Annotated in this window: 23 protein-coding genes and 1 pseudogene; 18 read left to right on the top strand and 6 right to left on the bottom strand. The window is 39.8% G+C overall.

Annotated elements, in window-relative coordinates; translation table 11 throughout:
• Positions 1-110: 110 nt before the first annotated feature.
• Positions 111-379, bottom strand: a pseudogene (locus A2G56_RS10935) (transposase); the annotation flags it as partial.
• Between the two features lie 263 nt (positions 380-642).
• Between A2G56_RS10935 and pflA the strand changes: the two are divergent.
• Both pflA and A2G56_RS04335 read left to right on the top strand, forming a co-directional pair.
• A complete protein-coding gene (gene pflA, locus A2G56_RS04340) occupies positions 643-1,434 on the top strand; it encodes a pyruvate formate-lyase-activating protein (RefSeq protein WP_062709560.1) in 792 nt (263 codons plus the stop codon).
• A gap of 142 nt (positions 1,435-1,576) precedes the next feature.
• Entirely contained in the window at positions 1,577-2,512 is a 936-nt protein-coding gene (locus A2G56_RS04335; RefSeq protein ID WP_062709557.1) for a manganese-dependent inorganic pyrophosphatase, read from the top strand.
• 608 nt (positions 2,513-3,120) lie between these two features.
• On the opposite strand, the gene A2G56_RS04330 is transcribed toward A2G56_RS04335, so the two are convergent.
• From A2G56_RS04330 to A2G56_RS04310, 5 genes are all read right to left on the bottom strand, one after another.
• On the bottom strand, positions 3,121-4,128 hold the full coding sequence (locus A2G56_RS04330) for a FecCD family ABC transporter permease (RefSeq protein WP_062709554.1): 1,008 nt from the start codon (positions 4,126-4,128) through the stop codon (positions 3,121-3,123).
• Positions 4,125-5,141: a FecCD family ABC transporter permease gene (locus A2G56_RS04325; protein ID WP_099091461.1), complete on the bottom strand. Its 1,017-nt coding sequence runs from the start codon at positions 5,139-5,141 to the stop codon at positions 4,125-4,127. The genes A2G56_RS04330 and A2G56_RS04325 overlap by 4 nt, the downstream gene beginning before the upstream one ends.
• A gap of 17 nt (positions 5,142-5,158) precedes the next feature.
• The gene (locus A2G56_RS04320) at positions 5,159-6,103 is read right to left on the bottom strand and encodes an ABC transporter substrate-binding protein (protein WP_062709545.1); all 945 of its coding nucleotides are present in this window, start codon (positions 6,101-6,103) and stop codon (positions 5,159-5,161) included.
• Positions 6,100-6,900 carry an ABC transporter ATP-binding protein gene (locus tag A2G56_RS04315; protein WP_062709542.1) on the bottom strand — a complete coding sequence of 267 codons (801 nt, stop codon included), beginning with the start codon at positions 6,898-6,900 and terminating at the stop codon, positions 6,100-6,102. The genes A2G56_RS04320 and A2G56_RS04315 overlap by 4 nt, the downstream gene beginning before the upstream one ends.
• 216 nt (positions 6,901-7,116) lie before the next feature.
• Complete coding sequence (locus A2G56_RS04310; RefSeq protein ID WP_062709539.1) at positions 7,117-8,562, bottom strand: UDP-N-acetylmuramoyl-L-alanyl-D-glutamate--L-lysine ligase; 1,446 nt, start codon at positions 8,560-8,562, stop codon at positions 7,117-7,119.
• 88 nt (positions 8,563-8,650) lie between these two features.
• Here A2G56_RS04310 and A2G56_RS04305 point away from each other — a divergent pair, with 88 nt between their 5' ends.
• From A2G56_RS04305 to rsmI, 16 genes are all read left to right on the top strand, one after another.
• Positions 8,651-10,285, top strand: a complete 1,635-nt coding sequence (locus A2G56_RS04305; protein WP_062709537.1) for a putative polysaccharide biosynthesis protein — start codon at positions 8,651-8,653, stop codon at positions 10,283-10,285.
• Positions 10,286-10,711: 426 nt separating this feature from the next.
• On the top strand, positions 10,712-11,806 hold the full coding sequence (locus A2G56_RS04300; protein ID WP_062709534.1) for a cystathionine gamma-synthase: 1,095 nt from the start codon (positions 10,712-10,714) through the stop codon (positions 11,804-11,806).
• Positions 11,807-11,815: 9 nt separating this feature from the next.
• Positions 11,816-12,982, top strand: a complete 1,167-nt coding sequence (locus A2G56_RS04295) for a MalY/PatB family protein (RefSeq protein ID WP_062709531.1) — start codon at positions 11,816-11,818, stop codon at positions 12,980-12,982.
• A 92-nt stretch (positions 12,983-13,074) separates the two neighbouring features.
• Positions 13,075-13,704, top strand: coding sequence for a uracil phosphoribosyltransferase (gene upp / locus A2G56_RS04290; protein ID WP_062709528.1), 630 nt, complete (start codon positions 13,075-13,077; stop codon positions 13,702-13,704).
• A gap of 192 nt (positions 13,705-13,896) precedes the next feature.
• Positions 13,897-14,487: an ATP-dependent Clp protease proteolytic subunit gene (locus A2G56_RS04285; RefSeq protein ID WP_018381204.1), complete on the top strand. Its 591-nt coding sequence runs from the start codon at positions 13,897-13,899 to the stop codon at positions 14,485-14,487.
• Positions 14,488-14,580: 93 nt separating this feature from the next.
• Positions 14,581-14,835, top strand: a complete 255-nt coding sequence (locus tag A2G56_RS04280) for a DUF2129 domain-containing protein (RefSeq protein ID WP_062709525.1) — start codon at positions 14,581-14,583, stop codon at positions 14,833-14,835.
• A gap of 433 nt (positions 14,836-15,268) precedes the next feature.
• Positions 15,269-16,444: an ABC transporter substrate-binding protein gene (locus A2G56_RS04275; protein ID WP_062709522.1), complete on the top strand. Its 1,176-nt coding sequence runs from the start codon at positions 15,269-15,271 to the stop codon at positions 16,442-16,444.
• A gap of 136 nt (positions 16,445-16,580) precedes the next feature.
• Positions 16,581-17,450, top strand: a complete 870-nt coding sequence (locus tag A2G56_RS04270; protein WP_062709519.1) for a branched-chain amino acid ABC transporter permease — start codon at positions 16,581-16,583, stop codon at positions 17,448-17,450.
• 4 nt (positions 17,451-17,454) lie between these two features.
• The gene (locus A2G56_RS04265; RefSeq protein WP_062709516.1) at positions 17,455-18,408 is read left to right on the top strand and encodes a branched-chain amino acid ABC transporter permease; all 954 of its coding nucleotides are present in this window, start codon (positions 17,455-17,457) and stop codon (positions 18,406-18,408) included.
• Positions 18,408-19,172, top strand: a complete 765-nt coding sequence (locus tag A2G56_RS04260) for an ABC transporter ATP-binding protein (RefSeq protein WP_062709513.1) — start codon at positions 18,408-18,410, stop codon at positions 19,170-19,172. Before A2G56_RS04265 ends, A2G56_RS04260 begins: the two co-directional genes overlap by 1 nt.
• The gene (locus tag A2G56_RS04255; protein WP_062709510.1) at positions 19,172-19,882 is read left to right on the top strand and encodes an ABC transporter ATP-binding protein; all 711 of its coding nucleotides are present in this window, start codon (positions 19,172-19,174) and stop codon (positions 19,880-19,882) included. Before A2G56_RS04260 ends, A2G56_RS04255 begins: the two co-directional genes overlap by 1 nt.
• Before the next feature lie 432 nt (positions 19,883-20,314).
• Positions 20,315-20,974, top strand: coding sequence for a CBS and ACT domain-containing protein (locus A2G56_RS04250; protein ID WP_062709507.1), 660 nt, complete (start codon positions 20,315-20,317; stop codon positions 20,972-20,974).
• A gap of 65 nt (positions 20,975-21,039) precedes the next feature.
• Positions 21,040-21,687: a dTMP kinase gene (gene tmk / locus A2G56_RS04245; RefSeq protein WP_062709504.1), complete on the top strand. Its 648-nt coding sequence runs from the start codon at positions 21,040-21,042 to the stop codon at positions 21,685-21,687.
• On the top strand, positions 21,680-22,579 hold the full coding sequence (locus tag A2G56_RS04240) for a DNA polymerase III subunit delta' (protein WP_062709503.1): 900 nt from the start codon (positions 21,680-21,682) through the stop codon (positions 22,577-22,579). Before tmk ends, A2G56_RS04240 begins: the two co-directional genes overlap by 8 nt.
• Before the next feature lie 30 nt (positions 22,580-22,609).
• Positions 22,610-22,930 carry a DNA replication initiation control protein YabA gene (gene yabA / locus A2G56_RS04235; RefSeq protein WP_062712440.1) on the top strand — a complete coding sequence of 107 codons (321 nt, stop codon included), beginning with the start codon at positions 22,610-22,612 and terminating at the stop codon, positions 22,928-22,930.
• A 2-nt stretch (positions 22,931-22,932) separates the two neighbouring features.
• Positions 22,933-23,799, top strand: a complete 867-nt coding sequence (gene rsmI, locus A2G56_RS04230; RefSeq protein WP_062709501.1) for a 16S rRNA (cytidine(1402)-2'-O)-methyltransferase — start codon at positions 22,933-22,935, stop codon at positions 23,797-23,799.
• Positions 23,800-23,883 lie beyond the last annotated feature (84 nt).

The following is a 23,883-nucleotide window of genomic DNA, read 5'->3' as shown; positions in this document are numbered from 1 at the left end:
GAAAATGGGTCATAAAGCTGGACTAGACCTAAATAAAAAGCCCTTCCTGCCATCAATTTTCTCGGATTGTTGATAGTGAGACACGCCAAAGTTAGCTCAAAAAACTAAGGATAGGCAGTGTTCACCTCCATCTTCTTGATAGTCTGGCGCATGGAGCGAAACTCATAGAAACATTGAATAATAGAGATTTTGCTTAACATAGTAAGATCCGAACTTGGATGACCATTATCAGAAGAATAGGTGTCGTCAACTAAATCACAAATAAACTCCGAATCAACGACTTGCTCCATTTGAAGGGAAAGCATCTCTCAGGAACCAACTGGTCAAGGATATAATATCTGAATCGCTTGCGATTATAGTCAGTTTTTGTGTGAAACATATGTTACCCTCAGAAGCTCTCTTTCTTTTATTACCCGCGAAAATTAGCAAAAAGCCCCTGGAAACTTAGTTCTAAGGACTTTGTCTTCAATCTCTGATGTTAGGTTCTAGGAAATTAATGGCAAAGCTTGTTGACTGTACTATAAAAGAACTTATTGAATTAGCCGCGTCATTTTCTTGTCACTCTTTTATTTTGATAGTGAAAAGTGTATAATAGAAATTATAAAAACGGTTACATAAAATTTTCATGTATGGGAGGCTGCAATGACTGAAACTGATTATTCACAAGTAACGGGAATGGTTCATTCAACGGAAAGCTTTGGCTCTGTTGATGGTCCAGGTATTCGTTTTATTGTCTTCATGCAGGGTTGCAAAATGCGTTGTCAGTATTGTCATAATCCTGATACTTGGCAAATGGAGACCAATAATTCACAAGAAAGAACAGTCCAAGATGTTTTAAATGAAGCGATGAAGTACCGTCATTTTTGGGGTAAAAATGGTGGCATCACGGTTTCGGGGGGAGAAGCTCTCTTACAGATTGAGTTTGTTACGGCCCTGTTTCATGAAGCCAAAAAATATGGGATTCATTGTACTCTGGATACTTGTGCCTTGCCGTTTCGTGATAAACCAGCTTATCACGAAATCTTTGATAAGCTGCTAGAAGTGACTGATTTAGTTCTTCTCGATATTAAAGCGATTCGTCCTGAGAAGCACAAACTAGTCACAGGTCAGTCTAATCGCAATATCCTAGCTTGTGCTCGCTATCTTTCTGACAAGGGAAAACCAGTTTGGATTCGTCACGTCTTGGTGCCCGGCTTGACAGATATGGATGAAGAATTAGAGGAGTTAGGGCAATTCGTCAAAACCCTTAGCAATGTAGACAAGTTCGAGGTGCTACCCTACCATACAATGGGTGAATTTAAGTGGCGAGAATTAGGCATTCCCTATAAACTTGAGGGTGTTAAACCGCCAACACCAGCCCGCGTTCAAAATGCTAAGGATATCATGCAAACTGAAAGTTACACAGAATACATGAAACGCATGCAAGGTGCTTAAATGAAGTCAGCTGGGATAATGATCCTAGCTTTTTTAGAATAGGCTATGTCAGGGCAGTTCTTATTTGTTAGCAAGTACTTTGGTAGTTAGCTGGACTTATGGTATAATGTAACAGAAGTTAAAATAATAAAGAGGTATAAACATGTCTAAATTTTTAGTTTTTGGTCACCAAAATCCTGACACAGATGCCATTGCATCATCATATGGTTGGGCTTACTTGGAGCGCACAGCTTTCGGTCGCGATGCTGAAGCAGTAGCACTTGGTACACCAAATGAGGAGACAGCTTTTGCACTTAACTACTTTGGTGTAGACGCTCTGCGTGTGGTTGAATCTGCTAAAGCAGAAGGGGTTAGCCAAGTTATCTTGACTGATCACAACGAATTTCAACAGTCAATCTCAGATATTCATGACGTGGAAGTTGCAGCTGTTATTGACCATCACCGTGTGGCTAATTTTGAGACTGCAAATCCTCTTTATATGCGCGTAGAGCCGGTTGGTTCAGCATCTTCCATTGTGTATCGTGCTGCCAAAGAAAACAAGGTAGAACTTCCAAAAGAAGTAGCTGGTCTTTTGCTTTCGGGATTGATTTCTGATACACTTCTTTTGAAATCACCAACAACTCACGAATCAGATCCGCAGGTCGCTAAAGAATTGGCAGAACTAGCTGGTATCAATTTGGAGGAATATGGTCTTGAATTGCTCAAAGCAGGTACCAACCTTTCTAGCAAGTCAGCAGCAGAATTGATCGATATCGATGCTAAAACATTTGAACTTAATGGAAATAGTGTCCGTGTAGCGCAAGTAAACACTGTTGATATTCAGGATGTCTTAGAACGCCAAGAAGAGATTGAAGCAGCTATTGCTGATGCGATTGTATCAGAAGCTTATTCTGACTTTGTCTTGATGATTACTGATATTCTTAATTCAAACTCAGAAATTCTGGCACTAGGTTCAAATATGGACAAGGTTGAAGCAGCCTTTAATTTCAAACTTGACAATAACCATGCCTTCCTTGAAGGTGCTGTTTCACGTAAGAAACAAGTAGTCCCACAATTAACAGAAAGTTTCAATGCTTAAAGATAGTAAAAGGTAGCAATCCTTTTGATTGTTGTCTCTCAGATTGAAGAAAAAGTCCATGTTGGACCTTTTCTTCAATCTTTTTTTCTTTATAACCAAAAATGTCGAAATAACAGCTTTTCTAAAAGTTAAGTGCTTATCTAGGCTTCTGCAAGCTCTATTGAATTGTCAATTGGCAGGGAGGAGTCTATCTTATAGTGGATGACTGATGACTAAGCGCACGAGAGAATCATATTAGTTTTTCTTCTTTTGCATGTTTACACAAGCTATTTTACACTACCAAAAATGACTTTCAAATACGACAGTCGCTTACTGGTTAGTGTCTTATTGTTATGATTTGATGGTTTTAAAAAACACTTTATTTGGAAAATTTTTGACAAAGTGTCAGCATGATTCGGCATGGATAATTTTACCGATTTTAGATTAGACGTCTAATCGTAATGTTTGTAATACGAAGTGAAGTAAAACATTATCTTGACGAGACGAGGTATGAAAGCAATCATGTGTGACTTGGTTGAAGTCGGCTGTGATTATCCTTTTTACGCTGAAAAAGCCCCATAACCTCCGTAGGGAAGTCATCCACTACAGAAAATTAGGAAGCTTTTTTGTTATAATTTCACTCTTGTCATTAAATAAAGGAAATATGGAGCGCCAATCAAGGTGACAATAATTCCAGTTGGAACTCCTGTTCCAACAAGTAATACGCGTCCGATAGTATCAGCAACCAAAAGTAAAATCATGCCAAGAATAATACTGCTTGGGATTGTTAAATGATGGTCGCCACCTAGTAATTGACGTGTGATATGCCCGGCAACAAGTCCGATAAAGGTAATATTGCCAATTAAGACAACACTGAGAGAGGCTAGAGCGGTTGATAGAAAGAGGACAACCACTCGTTCCTTATGAAGATCTAAACCTAGAGTTAGAGCGGTCTGCTCATTAAGGTTCATGATGTTAAGGGACTGACTTCTGGTATAAGTGATGACCCAAAGGAGAAGCAAAGCTGGTGCAAAGCCTAGTATTCTTGGCCATGAGGCTCCAGAAATACTGCCGCTCAACCAGCTGACAATAAAATCAACTTTAAAATCATCAATTCCAGAAACAATGGTAACCATTAGTCCCGATAATAGACTGGACATTCCAATACCAGCGATGATTAAGCGTGTTGGGTTGACACCGTGATTCTTTTTTCGAGAAATCCAGTAAACAAGGACAATCGTTGCTGCCCCACCAAACATGGCTAGAAAAGGAGTCAGTGCCGTGGTGCTAATATCTGATAAGTCAGAGTAGCCGATAACAAGTGCAACCATTAATCCTGCACCAGCATTAATGCCTAGAATACCAGAATCAGCCAAAGGATTCTTAGTAAGATTTTGCAGGAGTAAGCCTGATAAGGCAAGAGAGCCCCCGCCCAAAAGACAGGCCATAATACGTGGTAAACGAATTTGGGTAATAATCAAAGCCATGCCCCTAGAAGCTTGACCAGTTAAGACGTCAACAAGATCCATGATGGAAGCATTGGCATAACCGATTGATAAAGCAAGGAAAAAACAAGTAACGAGTAGGAAAACTAGGGTAAGAAAGGTTGGTTTGGTGCGTTTTTTCTGTGCAATCATAGGTATTTTCCCTTTCTAATAAGCCACAAGAAACAAGGCAAGCCAACAACAGCAATAATGGCACTAATCGGTGTTTCTGTGGGGGGATGAATCATGCGCGAAGCAATATCAACCCAAAGTAGGAAGACTGCCCCAGCGTAAGCTGATAAGGGAAGAATAAGGCGATAATCCTTTGGAACAAAGAGTTTGATGAAGTGAGGAATGATTAAACCGATAAAGGCAATGGAACCTACCATAGCAACAGCACCTGATGAAATAACCAAAACGATTATTAATAAAAATAAAGTCATTAGAAAGGTTTCTTGACCAAGAGCTTTAGCCACTGTTTCATTTAAACTGAGAATCGTTAATTGGTGGGAAAATAATTGCGCCAAGGCAAGCCCTAGAATAATAATAGGAATAATCATGCTAATCATAGACCAGTTGATTTGTGCCAATCCACCTGCCTGCCAACCAATGATAGTTGTCTCCAAGTTAAAATAGATGGTTATGGCTTGACCAATAGCTGAAAATAGTGTGGAAATCATGGCTCCGGCTAAGATTAATCGCACTTGATGATAGCCCTTTCCTTTCTGATAGGACAAGATGAATACCATCAGAGTCGCAAGACTAGAACCGAGAAGACAAATCAATAAGATCTGGAGGTAGTGAAGATTACCAATAAAAGCATAAGCCATAATGAGAGCCAAACCTGCTCCAGCATTGGTACCAAGAAGTCCTGGATCAGCAATAGCATTTCGCGTAATCCCTTGCATAAGAGCACCAGCTTGGGCCATAGCTGCTCCAACAAAGATAGCAGCTAATATACGAGGCAGGCGGATATCGATGACAATATCTTGGATGTTTGAATTCGTGAGAGGGTGTTGCAAGGCAGTTAACACCTCTTTATGAGAAAAATGAACAGCTCCAAATCGTAAACCAAAGTAGATCCCTACTAGCAGAAAGATAGTGAGGATGAAAAAAACAAGCCAAAGTAATCTTGGCCTATTTTGATGAGTCATTAAGGGCGACATAATAGCCTTTCTAATGATTAGTTAGCTTTTTTGACAGCAGTGGCAAAAGCATCTAGTTGCAGTTCGAGTGACATTGGATCAGCGAAGTAGAAGAGGTTATAATCAACAGTTAACACGTGCTTTTCTTTAACGGCAGGAATATTTTTCCAAACATCGCTTTCCTTAAGTGATGAGGCAGCCTTTTGATTATCTTTATTGGTATTGACGACAGCATAGTCACCGATGTAGTCGCCAAGAACTTCTTGAGAGACTCCGAACCAACCTTTTTTGAAAACGTCTTCTTGAACTTTTTGAGGTGCTTTGTAGCCCAAAGCACGGTATATTAACTCACTGCCACGTCCAAATTCCGGACCATAGAGATAGATATTTTTATCATAGAAGTCCATAACAGTAAAAGTGGTAGCTGGATTGAGTTGATGAGCTAATTCCTTTTTGGTTTGAGACACTTTTTTGTCCCAATCTTGACGCCATGCCTTGGCTTCTTTTTCTTTGCCAAAAACTTGACCTAATTGGTCCATGACTTGAAGGTAATCGCTAGCGCCAAATTCAATTGCCAGTACAGGGGCGATTTTTTTGAGTTTATCGATATTTTCATCAAGTGAAAAAACAATGATCAAATCAGGTTCTTGGGCAGCAATAGCCTCAATATCAGCTGAAGTGAGTCGCGGTAATCCTTTTAGTTTATCGCCAAAAGCTGTGCTATTTTTTTCTAAATCAAGAGAATAAGAAGAAACATTGACACCGAGTTTTAAAAGATACCCCGTGTATGAGTAAGCTAAGTTGACGACTTTTTTAGGGTTTTCAGGGACATCACCATAGTAGGTAAATCCTTTTATCTTGGGCATGCTAGAAATATTGACTTCTTCTGATTTTGAAGCTTCTTTTTTGGAAGAGCTGCAGGCGACTAGAAGAAAACAAGTAGTTATAAGAAAAATGAGCGTTAAGAGTTTGCGACCTTTCATAAATCCTCCGAGGGTGATAATAATTGATAAGAAAGTAAAATGGGACGTTTGGAAACAGGATCGTCGATAATATGAGCCTTGATGTGGAAAATATCTTCAATACGTTCAGGTGTAATGACCTCTTTGACAGGTCCTTGATAGCGAATGCTTCCCTTTTTCATAGCGATGATGTGATCTGAAAAACGGGCCGATAAATTGAGGTCATGCAGTACCATGATAATGGTTTTATCAGAATCTTTATTTAAACGCTCCAACAATTCAAGAACTTCAAGTTGGTGGTTGAGGTCTAGATAAGTCGTTGGTTCATCTAGAAAAATAGTGTCTGTGTCTTGGGCCAAAGCCATGGCAATCCAGACACGTTGGCGCTGCCCCCCACTGAGACTATCCACTTCAAGATTGGCAAGTTCCGTTACCTTTGTCATCTCCATTGCCCAGTGGATGCGGCTGCGGTCATGAGCAGTCAGAGTCCCCAGATATCTTTGGTGAGGAAAGCGACCATAGGACACTAATTCATAAACGGTAATCCCTTCAGTTGCTTCTAAAACCTGAGGAAGAAGAGCGATTTTTTTAGCTACCTCCTTAGTAGGCATCTTGGCGATAGACTGACCATCGAGGTAAATATGGCCTTTTTTGACGCTATGAATACGTGTCAAGGCTTTGAGCAAGGTAGATTTCCCGCAACCGTTAGCACCGATAATGGTGGTTATGGCTCTTTTAGGCAGACTGACCGAAAGATTTTCAATGATGGTAGTGTGATCATAGGCCACATCAATGTTGTGGGCTTGAATCTCTGACAAGGTGAGTCCTCCATTTCTTAAAGTAACCTCTTATTGATGAAGTGTACAACGTGTTTTAAAGATTAGAATATCCAATACTTTAACGATTTATTCGGTCTGATCCTGGATAATCTGTGTTTGATTATAGCATAGTAAAAGGGCTTTCAAAAGCCCTTTTTACCTCTTTTTGCAGAAAATTTTCTTAATAATAATCATTCAAAAAAGTATCAAGAATGATTATAAAAATGATTTTGCGATTTCTAAATCACCAGCGTATTCAGCGTGTTTACCTTCGACGATTTGATAAGCATCTGCTCCCTTGCCAGCAATGATGACGGCATCGTCTTCATTGGTTGTGTGTGTCAAGGCAGCTTGAATAGCCTTCTCACGGTCAATTATGATGTTAACAGGTCGATCAATATGGCTGGCGATTTCTTCAGAGATGGTTTGTGGGTTTTCGAAGTTGGGGTCATCAGCCGTTAAGATGACCGCTAACTCGGGGTACTGATTGATGACATGACCAAAGTCAGCACGCCGGCTTTCACCTTTGTTACCCGGAGCGCCTAATATTAACGTAATCTGCCCTTTTTGATGCTGGCTGACAACATCTAGCAATTTGGTTAGACTATCGCCATTATGGGCGTAATCGACAAATACTTTAGCACCGTTTGCTTGTGTTAAAACTTCCATACGACCGGGAACACTAGTTTCAGCAATCCCTTTTTGGATATCCTCAAGACTTGCGCCTAGCCGTTGACAAGCTAATCCTGCGGCAATAGCATTCTCTTGATTAAAGTCACCAATTAATTGGATATCGTAATGCCCAGCCAGTTTTCCTTTAGCATCAAACGAAAAAGCAGAGCTGTTCTCAATAGCATTATCAGAATCTTGGCCGTAGAAATCATGAGGACGAGTTTCCACTTGTTCTTTAACGACTTGAAAGTGATTCATACTACTGTTGACAATGACTGCTTGGCTATTAAGCATTAGCAAGCGTTTGTGATAGAAATAATCCTCAAAGGTTGGATGTTCAATTGGCCCGATATGGTCAGGACTAATATTGAGGAAGACGCCAACATCAAAGGTCAATCCATAGACGCGTTTGACCAGATAAGCCTGACTGGAGACTTCCATGATTAGGTGTGTCATACCGTTTGAGACTGCTTCAGCCATCATTTTAAAGAGGTCTAAACTTTCAGGAGTGGTCAAAGTTGACTTGAAGAAAGTTTTGCCATCTAAGGTTGTGTTCATGGTTGATAGCATGGCTGGCTTATAATGTTGTTTCAAGATGTGATAGGCAAAATAAGCAGCAGTGGTTTTACCTTTAGTCCCTGTAAATGCCAGTAATTGGAGTTTATCTTGGGGATTGTTGTAGAAAGTCATAGCAATCAGACTCATTGCTTGCTTAATGTCATTGACTAAGATTGCCGGGATTCCTACGTCATAATCCATTTCAGAGATATACCAGCTAAGCCCCTTAGAAACAGCTTGTTCTAGAAATTCAGCTTTGAAGGATGCGCCTTTGGCAAAAAAGAGTGTCTGAGCATTGACCTCTCGGCTATCATAGCTTAAGTTATCAAAACAAACTCCTTGCCAGTTAAAGAAGTAACCATTAGGGTGGTTGATTTGACGGTAATTTTGATCATTTTTTAAGATATCTAATACAGTTTCTATTGTTATCATACTTCTTATTTTAGACCTATGGCTAGAGTTTTACAAGTCTTATGTAAAAGTTTATAATGAATTGAAGAAGATTTAGAAGGATTTGAAAATGTCTGAAAGCAAACCAAAAGTCTCCCAACAGGAGCAGATGATGCGCGGGACTGCCTGGTCGGCAGCCGGAAGTTTCATCAGTCGTTTATTGGGAGTGGTCTATATCATTCCTTGGTATCTGTGGATGGGTAAGCATGCTAATGAAGCCAATGCCCTTTTTACGCAAGGTTATAACATCTACTCACTTTTTCTCTTGATTTCCACATCAGGTTTGAATGTGGCAGTAGCAAAACAGATTGCCAAATATAATGCTATGGATAGGCAGTCTGAGACCATACAATTGATTCGTCAATTCCTAAAGTTCATGCTGTTTCTTGGTTTCATTAGTGCTGGGGTTATGTTTTTTTTGTCTCCGGTTATTGCCAAAATGTCAGGAGCGGGTAATGAACTAGTCCCGGTTATTCAAAGCCTATCTTGGTCTGTTTTTATTTTCCCAATGATGAGTGTCATTCGAGGCGTTTTTCAGGGACACAATGATTTGGCTCCTTCTGCTAAGAGTCAAATAGCTGAACAATTTATCCGTGTTATTTGGATGCTGTTAACAGCCTATTTTATCATGCAGCTTGGTTCGGGTGATTATGTTAAAGCTGTTACTCAGTCAACCTTTGCGGCTTTTCTTGGAATGTTAGCCAGCATGGCTGTTTTGGTCTATTATTTGGCTAAGTCAAACTTGTTGAAGCCAATCTTTTTTGAAAAAACAAAAGAAGTATCTGTTGATGCCAAGGTTTTGTTTGTTGAGACCTTGAAAGAAGCAATTCCCTTTATCGTGACAGGATCAGCCGTTCAAGTCTTTAGTTTGATTGATCAGTTTTCTTATGTTCCTTTTATGAAAATGATAACAGATTATAGCCGTTCGGATTTGCTAGTTCAATTTGCTTATTTTGCTTCAAACCCTAATAAGGTTGTGATGCTTTTGGTATCTGTTGCAGCTTCCATTGGTGGTGTTGGGATTGCTTTATTGACGGAGAATTACGTCAAAAAAGATATGAAGGCAGCCGCTAGCCTGATTACTAATAACTTACAACTGCTCTTTATGTTTATTATGCCAGCGATTGTCGGCATCCTTGTGTTAGCCAAGCCAGTCTATACTGTTTTCTACGGTGCACCTAGTGACATGGCACTTGGTATGTTTGTAGCAGCAATGGTTCAGACGGTATTTTTAGCCCTTTACATCATGTTGTCTCCCATGCTTCAAGCCATGTTTGAAAATCGAAAAGCTATGCGTTATTTCATCTATGGCTTAATAACTAAGATTGTCTTACAGATTCCTATGATTTATCTGTTCCATGGCTATGGCCCACTCTTATCAACTTCTATTGCTTTGTCGGTTCCGATAGTCTTAAGTTATCTTCGTTTGCAAAACTTGACGTCGATCGATGCTTCTGGTTTGACACGGCGTTTGCAGATGATTAATCTGATGACACTTGTAATGGCCCTTTTGACGGCGGTTGTGACATTTGGTTTAAGTTTTGTGCTTGATCCTGCTAGTCGTGTTCATAGCGTGTTTTATGTTGTTATAGTCGGTGCTGTTGGTATTTTTAGTTATGGCTACATGTCGCTTAAAACTCGCATGCTAGATAAGTTGATTGGTGGTCGTGCTGGTCGTCTTCGTGAGAAATTTAAGATTTCATAAATCAATGATCTTAGGTTAGACAGATGTCTAGCCTTTTTCTATTGCTAAGAAGACTTTTGATTAGTAATGATCTCTTAGTTACCTACAAATCGATTAGAGTGGTGGTCCCGTCTTGTTTATACTCAATGAAAATCAAAAACAAACTAGGCAACGCCGATACAGATAGAACTAAAGTTCATCAAATCATGTCAAGAAGGTCTGCCTTTGATTTCGAAGAGTATTAAAAACCACCGTCAACAGACAATGGTTACAGAAAGTTAGTTTTTGATTTTGGATGAGTATTAGTTGCTATAATGCTAAACTATATCCCTCTATCATAAATCGGTATAATCAGCCATCTGTTATCTTTTCTGAGAAATGTTAGAATAAACGTACTTGATTAAAGGTGACTATGATGAGGCATTCTAAAACCAGAAAGGAAGATTTATGACAAAAGCTTATCAACTGGCTACTATTCTAGCGCAAGCAGGCATCAAATCAGATGATGCAACCGGATCACTGGTTGCTCCAATCCATTTATCAACCACTTATCAACATCCAGAATTTGGCAAGTCTACCGGTTTTGATTACACACGAACTAAGAATCCTACCAGAAGTGCATTGGAAGAAACATTGGCAAAAATTGAACAAGCAGCGTATGCAATTGCAACCAGTTCAGGTATGAGTGCTGTTGTGCTTGCTTTTTCCGTCTTTGCTTATGGCAGTAAAGTTGTTGCAGCGCGTGATTTGTATGGCGGTTCTTTTCGTTGGTTTAACAATCAGGAGTCAGAAGGCCGGTTTAGTGTCACTTATGCCAATACCGAAGAGGAAATGATCGCTGCTATTGATGAATCGACTGATGTGGTTTATGTTGAAACCCCAACCAATCCTTTGATGGTTGAATTTGACATTGCAAAAGTAGCCAAGGTCGCCCATGATAAGGGGGCAAAAGTCTTGGTTGACAATACTTTTTATAGCCCAGTTTATCAAAATCCGATTCCGCTTGGTGCTGATATTGTCATACATTCAGCGACAAAATACTTATCAGGTCACAACGATGTCCTAGCAGGGGTTGTGATTACAGATAATACAGAGCTTTTTGAAACACTTATGTATCATTACAACACCACTGGACCTAATTTATCTCCACTGGATTCCTATCTTCTCATGCGTGGGCTCAAAACCCTTAAAATCCGTATGGAGGCTGTAACAAAAAATGCTCAAGAGTTGGCTGTTTTTCTAGATAATCATGTGGCTGTTAAAGAAGTCCTTTACACAGGAAAAGGCGGGATGATTTCTTTTAAAGTTAAGGACAAAGGAAAAATTCCTGCACTTTTAAATAGTCTCAAAGTGATTAGTTTTGCGGAAAGTTTGGGTGGTGTAGAAAGTCTGATGACCTACCCAGCTACTCAAACACATGCTGATATTCCTGCTGAAGTACGCTTTTCTTATGGTTTGTCCGATAATTTGTTGCGACTATCGGTAGGAATCGAAGATGTAGAGGATTTGAAAGCTGATTTAGAACAAGCTTTGAGTAAGTGAGGAGTAAATATGACCAAGTACAATTTTACCGATATTCCAGAACGTCTAAAAACCAATGCCATCAAGTGGCAAAAGGTTAAACATGATCCAGAGATTATTCCTCTTTGGATTGCGGATATGGACTTTCAGGTTTTTCCAGCTATGACAAAAGCACTTGAAGAATTTGCTAAAAGGTCCGTTTTTGGCTACGATGCTCCAAAAGATAGCCTCTATCAAGCTATTCAAGATTGGGAAAAAACACAGCATCAAGTTATCCTTAATAAAGAAGACATTGTCTTGATTGAAGGAGTGGTGCCAGCCATTTCAGTGGCTATCAATGCTTTTACACAAAAAGGAGATGCTGTCCTCATTAACACGCCAGTTTATCCTCCTTTCGCACGAAGTGTCACGTTAGCTGAGCGCCATTTAGTAAGCAACTCTTTGGTAGACAAGAATGGGCACTTTGAGATAGATTTTGAGCAATTAGAAAAAGACTTGGTTGATCATGAGGTTAAACTCTACCTCTTTTGCAGTCCTCACAATCCTGGAGGGCGAGTTTGGACCAAGGAGGAGATTGTTAGGGTAGCAGAACTTTGCCGAAAACATGGTGTTTATCTGGTTTCAGATGAAATTCATCAAGATTTAGCCCTTTTTGGACACAAGCATCATAGCCTCTTGTCTGTTAATGCTGACTATCAGAATTTTGCTCTGGTATTGACGAGTGCAACCAAGACTTTTAATATTGCAGGAACCAAAAATAGCTTTGCGCTCATCCCAAATCCTAAACTAAAGAAAGCTTTTAGGGATGCACAGTTGGTCAATAATCAACACGAAGTCTCCACGCTAGGTTTTTGGGCCACAGAAACAGCGCTAAGGTATGGTAAGGACTGGTTAGACGAGTTAAAAAACGTTTTGGAAACGAATATCCATTTACTCACTGAAACCTTGACCACACAAACAAATATCAAGGTAATGAAACCAGAAGGTACTTATCTGGTTTGGCTAGATTTTTCTGACTACGAGATTAACCATAATGAACTAGGAAGAATTCTTCAAGAAGAGGTCAAAGTAATCCTAAACGATGGTTTAACCTTTGGAAAAGAGGGAGAGTATCACTTCCGTCTAAATACGGCAACGCCCACCCACGTGATAGAAGAAGCGCTGACGCGCTTAGTCAAAGCTTTCCCGAAAGGATAGTTGAATTTTGTTGGATTGACCTGCTTAAATCCTCCCCTCGTGGAGGATTTTTTGATATAATAAATAAAAACAATAGAAAGTGGTTTTAAATCATGGGAAAATTCCAAGTCATTTCACATCCGCTCATTCAACACAAACTCTCAATCTTACGTCGTTCAACGACTCCAACAAAAGATTTTAGAGAATTAGTTGATGAAATTGCTATGTTGATGGGATACGAAGTGTCTCGTGACTTGCCTCTTGAAGACGTTGAAATTGAAACACCAGTAACAACAACGGTTCAAAAACAATTGGCTGGTAAGAAATTAGCCATTGTTCCAATCCTTCGTGCTGGTATTGGTATGGTAGATGGCCTTTTGAGTCTCGTTCCGGCTGCTAAAGTTGGTCATATCGGTATGTATCGTGACGAAGAAACGCTTGAGCCAGTGGAATACTTGGTTAAATTGCCAGAAGACATTGATCAACGCCAAATTTTCGTGGTTGACCCAATGCTTGCGACTGGTGGATCAGCAATATTGGCAGTAGATTCACTCAAAAAACGCGGTGCGACAAATATTCGCTTTGTGTGTTTAGTGGCTGCTCCAGAAGGTGTGGAAAAATTGCAAGCAGCTCATCCAGATGTGGATATCTACGCGGCATCTCTTGATGAAAAACTAAATGAGCATGGTTACATTGTTCCTGGTCTCGGTGATGCGGGTGACCGTCTCTTTGGTACAAAATAGCAATAGTGTTGGCATTAGCCTAGAAAGAGCAAGAGATTGCTCTTTCCTTTTAGATGTTGAATTAGCACTCTATCACTTAGAATGCTAAAAAATGAGTTTTTTATTTGACCTTTTTTGACCAAAGTCATATAATGAAATCAGTCATTAAATTGGCAATTGAAATTGCTAACAAACAATGAAATGGAGAAAGATATGATTCCTGTAGTTATTGAACAAACGTCACGCGGTGAGCGTTCTTATGATATTTACTCACGTCTGCTAAAAGACCGTATTATTATGTTAACGGGTCCAGTTGAAGATAACATGGCAAACTCAGTGATTGCGCAGTTGCTTTTCTTGGATGCCCAAGACCCAACTAAAGATATCTACCTTTATGTCAATACGCCCGGTGGTTCTGTTTCTGCTGGCTTGGCTATCGTTGATACCATGAACTTCATCAAAGCTGATGTGCAAACCATCGTTATGGGAATGGCAGCTTCAATGGGGACTATTATCGCATCATCAGGTGCCAAGGGTAAACGTTTCATGTTGCCAAACGCAGAATACATGATGCACCAACCGATGGGAGGTACTGGTGGCGGTACGCAACAAACAGATATGGCTATCGCTGCTGAGCATCTTTTGAAAACACGTCACAAACTAGAAAAAATTCTTTCTGATAATTCAGGACAAAGTATGGAAAAAATCCATATCGATGCTGAACGTGATCGCTGGATGGATGCTGAAGAAACACTTGCATATGGCTTCATCGATGCTATTATGGATAACAATGAATTAAAATAATTCAGAATGTGAGCTAACCTGCCTTGGCAGGTTTTTTATTTGGGAAATTTTGCTATAATAATAGAAATAAGACTGAATAAGAAAAAGGAAACTATGGAAATCAAAGAAAGAATGAGCCTTGCGGTTTATCTTTACTATAATCGCGATGCTAGAAAGTTAAGTAAATTTGGTGATATTTTTTACCATTCCAAACGATTTAAATATGTCATGATATATATTGATAAAGAGCAGGAAGAAGACATTGTGTCAACTTTAAAAACAATGAAATATGTTAAAAAGGTTAAACCGTCCGCTCTCGATGATATCGATATGAATTTTGTAGGGAATCTGAACAACCATGAGGAATGATAACAAATAGATAGTTCTTAAGGACTGTCTATTTTTTTGTCGATTGTTACTGAAAATAGTGACAGTACAGAAAAAAACTCTCAAGTGTTACTGTTTCTTTTCCAAAGTTCTGAAGAAAGAGACTTAAAAGTCTCTCGGAAAGAAGACAAAACCTCTCGAACATGAGACTATCGAGAAAAGGACCTTTACGTCTGTAACTAATAAATCTCTTAGAAGTATTGATGTGACAGTATTTCTAAGAGATTTTTTGTTTTCTAATATAAAGAAAAAAGGTTGAAGCAAATGGTTCACCATATACTTTTCTTCAATCTGATCGGCTTAGAAGCCTCATAAAGCTATTTTTTTGAAAAATTTAAAAAATTCAGAAATAAAGTATTGACAATATTCTGATAATTCTGTATTATGATGTAACATACTTTAAGGAGATTGTTTTATGAAGAAAAAATTAACTTTTGCAGCTGTTACAGTTATGAGTACAGCCTTTCTTGCAGCTTGTAGCGCTGCTCCTAGTAGTTCAAGTGCAAACGCAGAAGGAACTAAAGTTGGCGATACGCTGAAAGTGGGATTAAACTTTGAGTCAACAGGTGATGTTTCTGCTTATGGTAATGCCGGTAAAAATGGCGCTCAATTAGCGATTGCTGAGATCAATAAAGGTGGCGGTGTTGACGGTAAGAAAATCAAAGCGTTCGTTAAAGATAATAAATCTGATAACTCAGAGTCAGCTACAGTTACCACAAACTTAACAACGGAAAGTAGCGTTAATGCTGTCGTGGGTCCAATGGTATCGTCAGCCGTTGCTTCAGCTAGTCCAAATGCTGAAAAAGCAGCTGTGCCATTGATCGCACCAGCAGCAACACAGGATGATCTGACCGTTGGTAAGGATGGTAAGACACGTCAATACATGTTCCGTACAACCTTTATCGACAGTTATCAAGGTGAGGTCCTTTCAAAATTTCTTAGTAATGATTTAAAAGCCAAAAAAGTAGTTCTTTACTATGATAATTCGAGCGATTATTCAAAAGGGATCGCTAAAGAGTTTAAAAAGCACTATAAAGGTGACATTGTTAGTGAGTCAACTTTCCAAGCCAAAGACACTGATTTTCAATCAGCTCTAACAAAATTCAAAGATGAGGATTTCGATGCTATCGTGATGCCAGGTTACTACCAAGAGGTAGGTACTATCATTAAACAGGCTCGTGAAATGGGAATCGAAGCCTCTATTGTTGGTCCTGATGGCTTTGCGGATGATAAACTGGTCGAGTTGGCAGGAGCTAAGAATGCTTCAAACGTTTATTACGTTTCAGGATACTCAGCTAAAACCTCTCAAAAAGCAGCAGCATTTGCTAAAGCTTACAAGGAAAAATATGGTGAAGAACCATCGATGTTTGCAGCGCTTGGCTATGATTCTGTTTACATGGTAGCAGATGCAGCAAAAGGTGCTAACAATTCTGCTGAAATTGCTAAAAACCTTGCTAAAACCAAAGACTTTGAAGGCGCTACTGGTACAATGACGATTGATAAGAAGCACAATCCAGTGAAATCCGTATCAGTTGTTGGCCTTACAGATGGTAAGGAAAGTTCAGCTACCGTTGTTGAAGCTGACAAATAATATCTAAAATCGTGGTAGGTAAGGTTTTTGATGACCATTACTACCCGACTTGTTTCAGAATTAAAACGCAAGATAACATCTGGGGAGTAACCCTTCTCAGATGTTATCATTTTGATAGAAAGTTTGGTAAACTCTTATGTTACAACAACTGGTCAATGGTCTCATTTTGGGAAGTGTTTACGCACTGTTGGCGCTAGGTTATACCATGGTTTATGGTATCATCAAGTTGATTAACTTTGCACACGGTGATGTCTATATGATGGGAGCGTTTGTTGGCTACTATCTGATCTCGACCTTCCACTTGAATTTCTTTGTTGCTTTAATAGTAACAATGCTGATCACAGCTGCTATTGGGGTTGTCATTGAATTTTTGGCTTATCGCCCCTTGCGACAGTCAACGCGGATTGCAGCTTTGATTACAGCCATTGGCGTCTCATTTCTTTTAGAATATGGCATGGTCTATTTGGTTGGTGCCGAAGCGCGTGCCTTTCCACAGGCAATCAAAACGATTAAATATGATTTAGGTCCTATTAGTGTAACCAATATTCAATTGATTATCTTAACAGTATCTCTTCTGTTGATGCTCGCGCTTAACTTCATTGTTAAGAAAACAAAGATGGGTAAAGCCATGCGGGCTGTTTCTGTTGATAGCGATGCCGCACAATTGATGGGGATCAATGTTAACTCAACGATTAGTTTTACCTTTGCTATTGGTTCTGCTATGGCTGGGGCTGCGGGTGTGCTGATTGGTCTTTACTATAATACAATGAATCCTCTCATGGGGATGGCACCTGGTATCAAAGCTTTTGTGGCTGCTGTTTTGGGTGGTATTGGGATTATTCCTGGTGCAGCTGTCGGAGGATTTATGATTGGGATGCTGGAAACACTGTCTACAGCTATGGGATTGTCAAGCTATAAAGATGCTGTTGTTTATGCAATCTTGATCATTATTCTCTTGGTTCGTCCGACAGGTATTCTTGGTAAAAATATTAAGGAGAAGGTATAAGCAAATGACAAAACGTATCAAATCAATCCTAGCTTGGCTAGGCCTTATTGTAGTCGCTTTTCTTGTCCTCAATAGCTTAGTTAGTACAGGTATTTTAGGGCTTTACCATGTTCAGATTTTAATGGGAATTGGTATCTCAATGATTATGGCTATGGGAACTAATTTAGTTTTAGGCTTTTCTGGTCAATTCTCACTTGGACAAGCTGGATTTATGGCTATTGGTGCTTATGCGACAGCTATTATGACACAAGCTAATCCAACGTATGTCGGTTTCTACCTATCGATGCTTGTGGGGGCGATTGTCGCAGGTATCATTGCAGTGGTAGTTGGTTTTCCGACGCTTCGTCTTAAAGGTGACTACCTTGCGATTGCAACACTTGGTGTGGCGGAAATCATCCGTATCGCTATTGTCAATGGTGGTGACTTGACCAACGGCGCAGCTGGTTTGACAGGGATTCTTCCTTATACAAGCTGGCAAGTTGTTTTTATCTTTGTTGTCATTATTGCAGTGCTTTTGATGAACTATCTTCGGAGTGCAACAGGTCGTCAAGTCATTTCTGTACGTGAAGACGAGATTGCTGCGGAATCAATGGGAGTGAATACAACAAAAGTAAAGGTGATTACCTTTGCTATCGCTGCTATGACAGCAGCTATCGCAGGCTCTCTCTACGTTGGTTACATTGGGACTATTGCCCCTAAAGATTTTACGATTATGCGCTCTATTGATTATTTGATCATTGCTGTTTTAGGTGGTCTTGGCTCAATGACTGGAACGATTGTTGCTGCTATCGTGTTGGGAATTCTTAACATGTATTTGCAGAATGTTGCCGATTTGCGTATGATTATCTATTCTTTAGCCTTAATTTTAGTAATGGTGTTCCGTCCGGGAGGGCTTTTGGGAACTAAAGAATTGATGTTGTCTAAATTCATTCCAAAAAATAAAGGGGGCAACTACTAATGGCTTTACTGGAAGTGAAACATTTAACGAAACATTTTGGCGGTTTGACAGCTGTGGGTGATGTTACCATGGAACTCAATGAGGGTGAATTGGTTGGTCTTATCGGTCCTAATGGTGCTGGAAAGACGACGCTTTTTAACCTTTTGACAGGAGTTTATGAGCCTTCCGAAGGGACTGTAACCCTTGCTGGTAGCTTGCTAAATGGAAAAAAACCTTACACTATTGCTTCACTTGGTTTGTCTCGTACCTTCCAAAATATTCGTCTTTTTAAAGATATGACCGTTTTGGATAATGTATTGCTTGGTATGAGTAATACTAATAAGTCGCATCTTCTGTCTTCCTTATTACGATTACCAAAGTTCTATGCTAGTGAAGACACATTGCGTCAAAAAGCTATGGAGTTGTTAGCGATTTTTGGGCTTGATGGTCATGCCAATCATTTAGCGAAGAACTTACCTTATGGACAGCAACGCCGTCTTGAAATCGTGCGTGCTCTAGCTACTGAACCTAAAATTCTTTTCTTAGATGAACCTGCTGCAGGGATGAACCCACAAGAAACAGCTGAATTGACAGCACTTATTCGTCAAGTTAAGGATCAATTTGGGATTACCATTATTTTGATTGAGCATGATATGAGTCTGGTTATGGAAGTGACCGAGCGTATCTATGTTCTTGAGTATGGTCGTCTCATTGCACACGGTACGCCAGATGAGATTAAAAAGAATCAACGTGTTATTGAAGCCTACTTGGGAGGTGATGTCTAATGGCTATGTTACATGTCGAAAACCTGTCAGTCAGCTATGGGGCAATTGAGGCGGTAAAAAATGTTTCTTTTGAGGTTAATGAAGGAGAAGTTGTTTCTTTAATCGGTGCTAATGGCGCTGGTAAAACCTCTATTCTTCGGACCATTTCCGGACTAGTTCGTCCTAAGGAGGGGAAAATTACTTTCTTAGGAGATGAGATTCAGAGAATGCCTGCTCGCAAGATTGTGTCTGATGGCTTATCACAAGTTCCAGAAGGTCGTCATGTTTTCGCAGGATTAACCGTTATGGAAAATCTTGAAATGGGTGCGTTTTTGAAAAAAGATAAGGACCAGAATCAAAAAAATCTAAAAAGTATTTTTGAGCGTTTTCCGCGTCTTGAAGAACGTAAAAATCAAGATGCAGCGACACTGTCAGGTGGTGAACAACAGATGCTGGCCATGGGGCGTGCCCTCATGAGTCAACCCAAACTCCTGCTCCTTGATGAGCCATCGATGGGATTAGCACCAATCTTTATTCAAGAAATTTTTGATATTGTCAAAGACATTCAAAAACAGGGAACAACGGTGCTCCTGATTGAACAAAATGCGACCAAAGCTCTCTCAATCGCAGACCGTGGTTATGTCTTAGAAACTGGAAAAATCGTCTTATCAGGAACAGGACAAGAACTCCTTGAATCAGATGATGTCAAAAAAGCATATCTGGGTGGCTAAAAAGGTCCAGTGGACCTTTTTAGGTTGTAGATAAGGATTGTGGCACAATCCTCCGTATTTTTTGGGGACAATGTTAATAGGGAAATGACAATTGCTTTAGCAATTATCCTTGCGTCCACTGGACCTTTTTAGGTTGTAGATAAGGATTGTGGGACAATCCTCCGTATTTTTTGGGGACAATGTTAATTGGTAATTGACATTGCGCTAGCCATTATCCTTGCGTCCACGTCCACAGACGCTTTTAAAGTCGTAGATTAGAATTACCTAGCCATCGTTCGCTCCTACCCAGTGGATAGTTTTAATCAAGAAATGATAATGTTACTAGTGAATGATAAGGCAGCTAGGTAGCCTTTCTGAGCTAGTAGATGATAGGCAATGATTGTTTTTACTTTTGGTTGTCTAAAAATATTGAACAAGTTGAAGGAGAACTCTATGCCCGTTAAAGATTTTATGACCTCAAGGGTCATTTACGTATCGCCAGATACGACGGTTGCTCACGCTTCAGATAAAATGAAGTCTCACGATTTGCGTCGACTACCTGTTATTGAAAATGATCGTCTGGTTGGTTTGGTAACAGAAGGAACCATGGCTGATGCAACACCTTCAAAAGCAACTAGTCTCTCCATTTATGAAATGAATTATTTGCTAAATAAAACAAGCATTCGTGATATTATGATTCGTGATGTCATTACCGTTTCACAGGATGCCAGTCTAGAAGACGCTATTTACATCATGATGAAACACAAGATAGGTGTATTACCTGTTGTGGATAATGACCAACTTTACGGTATTATCACGGATCGCGATATTTTCAAAGCTTTCCTTGAAGTATCTGGTTATGGAACAGAAGGTCTTCGTCTTAACATTCTTCTAAATGATACCATTGGGAGTTTGGAAAAGGTAGTTCGTGTGATTAGTGATGCCAATCTTAATATTCACCGTACTGTTGTGGCTAATCATAAGTCTGGAAAAACCTTGGTTGAAATTCAGATTGAAGGACAAGCAGATACTCATACCTTACAAAAAGCATTGGAAAATCAAGGTATCACAGTGCTAAACATTATCAAAACAGAGGCTAAAGCTGGATTTTAAAAGACAAGAAAACGACAATAATTCCTGTCGTTTTTTTTCATAAATTCTGCTAAAATAGAAGTACTATGACTAATGGATTTTTAATTTCCTTTGAAGGCCCTGATGGTGCTGGAAAGACGACTGTTTTGGAGCAAGTTATCCCTAAATTACAGCAATTATTCGATCAGGATATTGTGGCAACTCGAGAACCTGGAGGTGTTGACATTGCTGAAAAAATTCGCGATATTATCTTAGATGTCAATCATACGGCGATGGATGCGAAAACAGAGTTATTACTTTATATCGCTGCACGTCGTCAACATCTTGTGGAAAAAATACTACCAAATCTTGAGAAGGATGCTTTTGTACTAGTAGACCGCTTTATTGATAGTTCAGTAGCTTACCAAGGCTATGGACGTGGGTTAGAGATAGCAGATATTACTTGGTTGAACGCTTATGCAACAGACCACCGTCAACCAGATTTGACGGTGTATCTGGATGTTAGTTCAGAACTTGGTTTAGAGCGTATTTCTCAAAATGCTGATCGAGAAGTGAATCGCTTGGATTTGGAAAAATTGGAGTTGCACCAAAAGGTTCGCCAAGGCTATTTGGCACTTCTTGAGGAAAATGCTGAACGTATTGCCTTGATTGATGCCAGTCAGTCTGTGGACAAGGTTGTCGATGATACCTTGGCTGCTATTATACAGAAATACAAGGAACTAAAGCATGTCTAAAAATCCTCTGACGACGGTATTGGAGCAGCAACAACCGCAATTATTAACAGAGATGCGCCAGATTCTTGCTAGTGGAAAACGCAGTCATGCCTATCTATTTACAGGTGGATTTGCGTCTTGGGAGATGGCTATTTGGATGACCCAGTATCAGTTTTGTGAAGATTTTAAGGGTCATGAGCCGTGTGGACAATGCCGTTCTTGCCGTCTCATACTAGACAACGATTTTGCGGACTTGGCCATTTTGGAACCCACTAATGGTCTGATTAAAACAGATGAAGTGCGTTCGTTATTGAGTCGTTTTTCCAGTTCTAGTTATGAAGGGAAGGAGCAAGTTGTGCTTATCCGTGGAGCGGATAAGATGCATGTCAATGCTGCTAATAGTCTTCTTAAAGTGATGGAAGAGCCACAAAGTCAAGTTTACTTGGTTCTTTTGGTCGAAGATGATAATCAGCTCTTAGCAACCATTAAAAGCCGCTGTCAACAGTTCCATTTTCGCAAAAATAAACAAGTGATTATGGCTGATTTGGAACAAATGGGCTTGCTTCGCCAGCAAGCAGTCCTTCTTTCAGATGTCGCTTCATCTGTTAGTGAGGCTCGACGTTTAGCGGAGGATGCTAAAGTTTTACAATATTTAAATTTACTGGAGCGATTGGTAAACTTATTAGTAACAGACAAAGGAAAAGCCTACTTAGAAATAAGCCGTTTAGCAAGTCAATTGACAGATAAAGATTCTCAAGCTTTGGCATTTCAATTGCTGGTTTCTCTTTTGGGACAAGATTTGAAGAATCAAAAAGCGCTTGACTATTTGGATAAGGTGATTCTTGCTAGAAGGATGTGGCGATCTAACGTTAGTTTTCAAAATGCTTTAGAATACATGATTTTACAAGCATAATGAATGAAGGTTCATGAGGAGGTAGCTGTGGTGGCTAAAAAAGATTTATTTGATGCATTTGATGGGTTTTCGCAAAATCTCATGGTTACCTTAGCCGAGATTGAAGCCATTAAAAAGCAAGTGCAGGATTTGGTAGAAGAAAATACGCAACTACGCTTGGAAAATAGTAAGTTGCGAGAACGATTGTCCCATGTTAGTGAGCAACATTCTGAAAAAAATCAGCATCAAACCAAACAACACTTGGATACCATTTATGAGGAAGGGTTTCATATTTGTACCGATTTTTACGGTCAGAGACGTGAAAATGATGAACAATGTGCCTTTTGTTTAGAGTTACTTTATAGGGAGTAAGCATGCAAATTCAAAAGAGTTTTAAAGGACAAGCTTCCTATGGAACCTTATTTTTAGTTCCAACACCGATAGGTAATTTATCCGATATGACATATCGCGCTGTTGAGACCTTGAAGACTGTTGGCGCCATATGTGCAGAAGACACTCGTAATACTGGTTTATTGCTTAAGCATTTTGACATTGAGACACGGCAAATTAGTTTTCACGAACACAATGCTTTTGAAAAAATCCCGGCTTTGATTTCTCTATTAAAAGAAGGAGTGTCCCTAGCGCAAGTGTCTGATGCGGGTATGCCATCCATTTCAGATCCAGGACATGACTTGGTCAAGGCGGCCATTTCAGAAGGCATTTCAGTGGTGGCCCTACCGGGAGCTTCAGCTGGCATTACCGCCTTGATCGCTAGCGGGTTGGCTCCCCAACCTCATATTTTTTATGGTTTTTTACCTCGTAAGGCTGGACAGCAAAAGGCCTTTTTTACTGACAAACAAGGCTATCAAGAGACCCAAATTTTTTACGAATCCCCTTATCGTGTGGTATCAACCTTGGAAAATATGCTTGCTATCTACGGAGATCGGCAGGTAGTTCTCGTGCGAGAGTTGACCAAACTTTACGAGGAATATCAACGTGGCTGTATTACAGAGGTATTAGCTTACTTGACTGAGCATCCTTTAAAGGGGGAGTGTCTATTAATTGTTGAAGGTGATGATGGCTCTAGAGTATCTGAAGAACAGGACGTTCTGTCTCCTTTAGAGGATGTTAGAGTACGAATAGCGTCAGGGACCAAGCCTAATCAAGCGATTAAAACCGTTGCCAAAGAGCGTGGCCTCAATCGACAAGAAGTTTACAATGCTTATCACGCGCTTAGTTAAGACATAGTCTAGAGCGAGCGTTTTCGAAAGAATAACATGTGATTGATCTTCTTACTGCATGAACAATAAATGTTCAAAAGAGTT

This window comes from Streptococcus halotolerans (assembly GCF_001598035.1).
In the GTDB taxonomy this organism is placed as follows: Bacteria; Bacillota; Bacilli; order Lactobacillales; family Streptococcaceae; genus Streptococcus; species Streptococcus halotolerans.
The sequence above is the reverse complement of the archived record's forward strand: the minus strand, read 5'-3'. Positions and strand labels throughout refer to the sequence as shown.

Bases quoted from the DNA above. Each gene is read 5' to 3' on its own strand.
- pflA (WP_062709560.1), top strand. From the start codon at position 643: ATGACTGAAACTGATTATTCACAAGTAACGGGAATGGTTCATTCAACG.
- A2G56_RS04335 (WP_062709557.1), top strand. From the start codon at position 1,577: ATGTCTAAATTTTTAGTTTTTGGTCACCAAAATCCTGACACAGATGCC.
- A2G56_RS04330 (WP_062709554.1), bottom strand. From the start codon at position 4,128: ATGATTGCACAGAAAAAACGCACCAAACCAACCTTTCTTACCCTAGTT.
- A2G56_RS04325 (WP_099091461.1), bottom strand. From the start codon at position 5,141: ATGTCGCCCTTAATGACTCATCAAAATAGGCCAAGATTACTTTGGCTT.
- A2G56_RS04320 (WP_062709545.1), bottom strand. From the start codon at position 6,103: ATGAAAGGTCGCAAACTCTTAACGCTCATTTTTCTTATAACTACTTGT.
- A2G56_RS04310 (WP_062709539.1), bottom strand. From the start codon at position 8,562: ATGATAACAATAGAAACTGTATTAGATATCTTAAAAAATGATCAAAAT.
- A2G56_RS04305 (WP_062709537.1), top strand. From the start codon at position 8,651: ATGTCTGAAAGCAAACCAAAAGTCTCCCAACAGGAGCAGATGATGCGC.
- A2G56_RS04300 (WP_062709534.1), top strand. From the start codon at position 10,712: ATGACAAAAGCTTATCAACTGGCTACTATTCTAGCGCAAGCAGGCATC.
- A2G56_RS04295 (WP_062709531.1), top strand. From the start codon at position 11,816: ATGACCAAGTACAATTTTACCGATATTCCAGAACGTCTAAAAACCAAT.
- upp (WP_062709528.1), top strand. From the start codon at position 13,075: ATGGGAAAATTCCAAGTCATTTCACATCCGCTCATTCAACACAAACTC.
- A2G56_RS04285 (WP_018381204.1), top strand. From the start codon at position 13,897: ATGATTCCTGTAGTTATTGAACAAACGTCACGCGGTGAGCGTTCTTAT.
- A2G56_RS04280 (WP_062709525.1), top strand. From the start codon at position 14,581: ATGGAAATCAAAGAAAGAATGAGCCTTGCGGTTTATCTTTACTATAAT.
- A2G56_RS04275 (WP_062709522.1), top strand. From the start codon at position 15,269: ATGAAGAAAAAATTAACTTTTGCAGCTGTTACAGTTATGAGTACAGCC.
- A2G56_RS04270 (WP_062709519.1), top strand. From the start codon at position 16,581: ATGTTACAACAACTGGTCAATGGTCTCATTTTGGGAAGTGTTTACGCA.
- A2G56_RS04265 (WP_062709516.1), top strand. From the start codon at position 17,455: ATGACAAAACGTATCAAATCAATCCTAGCTTGGCTAGGCCTTATTGTA.
- A2G56_RS04260 (WP_062709513.1), top strand. From the start codon at position 18,408: ATGGCTTTACTGGAAGTGAAACATTTAACGAAACATTTTGGCGGTTTG.
- A2G56_RS04255 (WP_062709510.1), top strand. From the start codon at position 19,172: ATGGCTATGTTACATGTCGAAAACCTGTCAGTCAGCTATGGGGCAATT.
- A2G56_RS04250 (WP_062709507.1), top strand. From the start codon at position 20,315: ATGCCCGTTAAAGATTTTATGACCTCAAGGGTCATTTACGTATCGCCA.
- tmk (WP_062709504.1), top strand. From the start codon at position 21,040: ATGACTAATGGATTTTTAATTTCCTTTGAAGGCCCTGATGGTGCTGGA.
- A2G56_RS04240 (WP_062709503.1), top strand. From the start codon at position 21,680: ATGTCTAAAAATCCTCTGACGACGGTATTGGAGCAGCAACAACCGCAA.
- rsmI (WP_062709501.1), top strand. From the start codon at position 22,933: ATGCAAATTCAAAAGAGTTTTAAAGGACAAGCTTCCTATGGAACCTTA.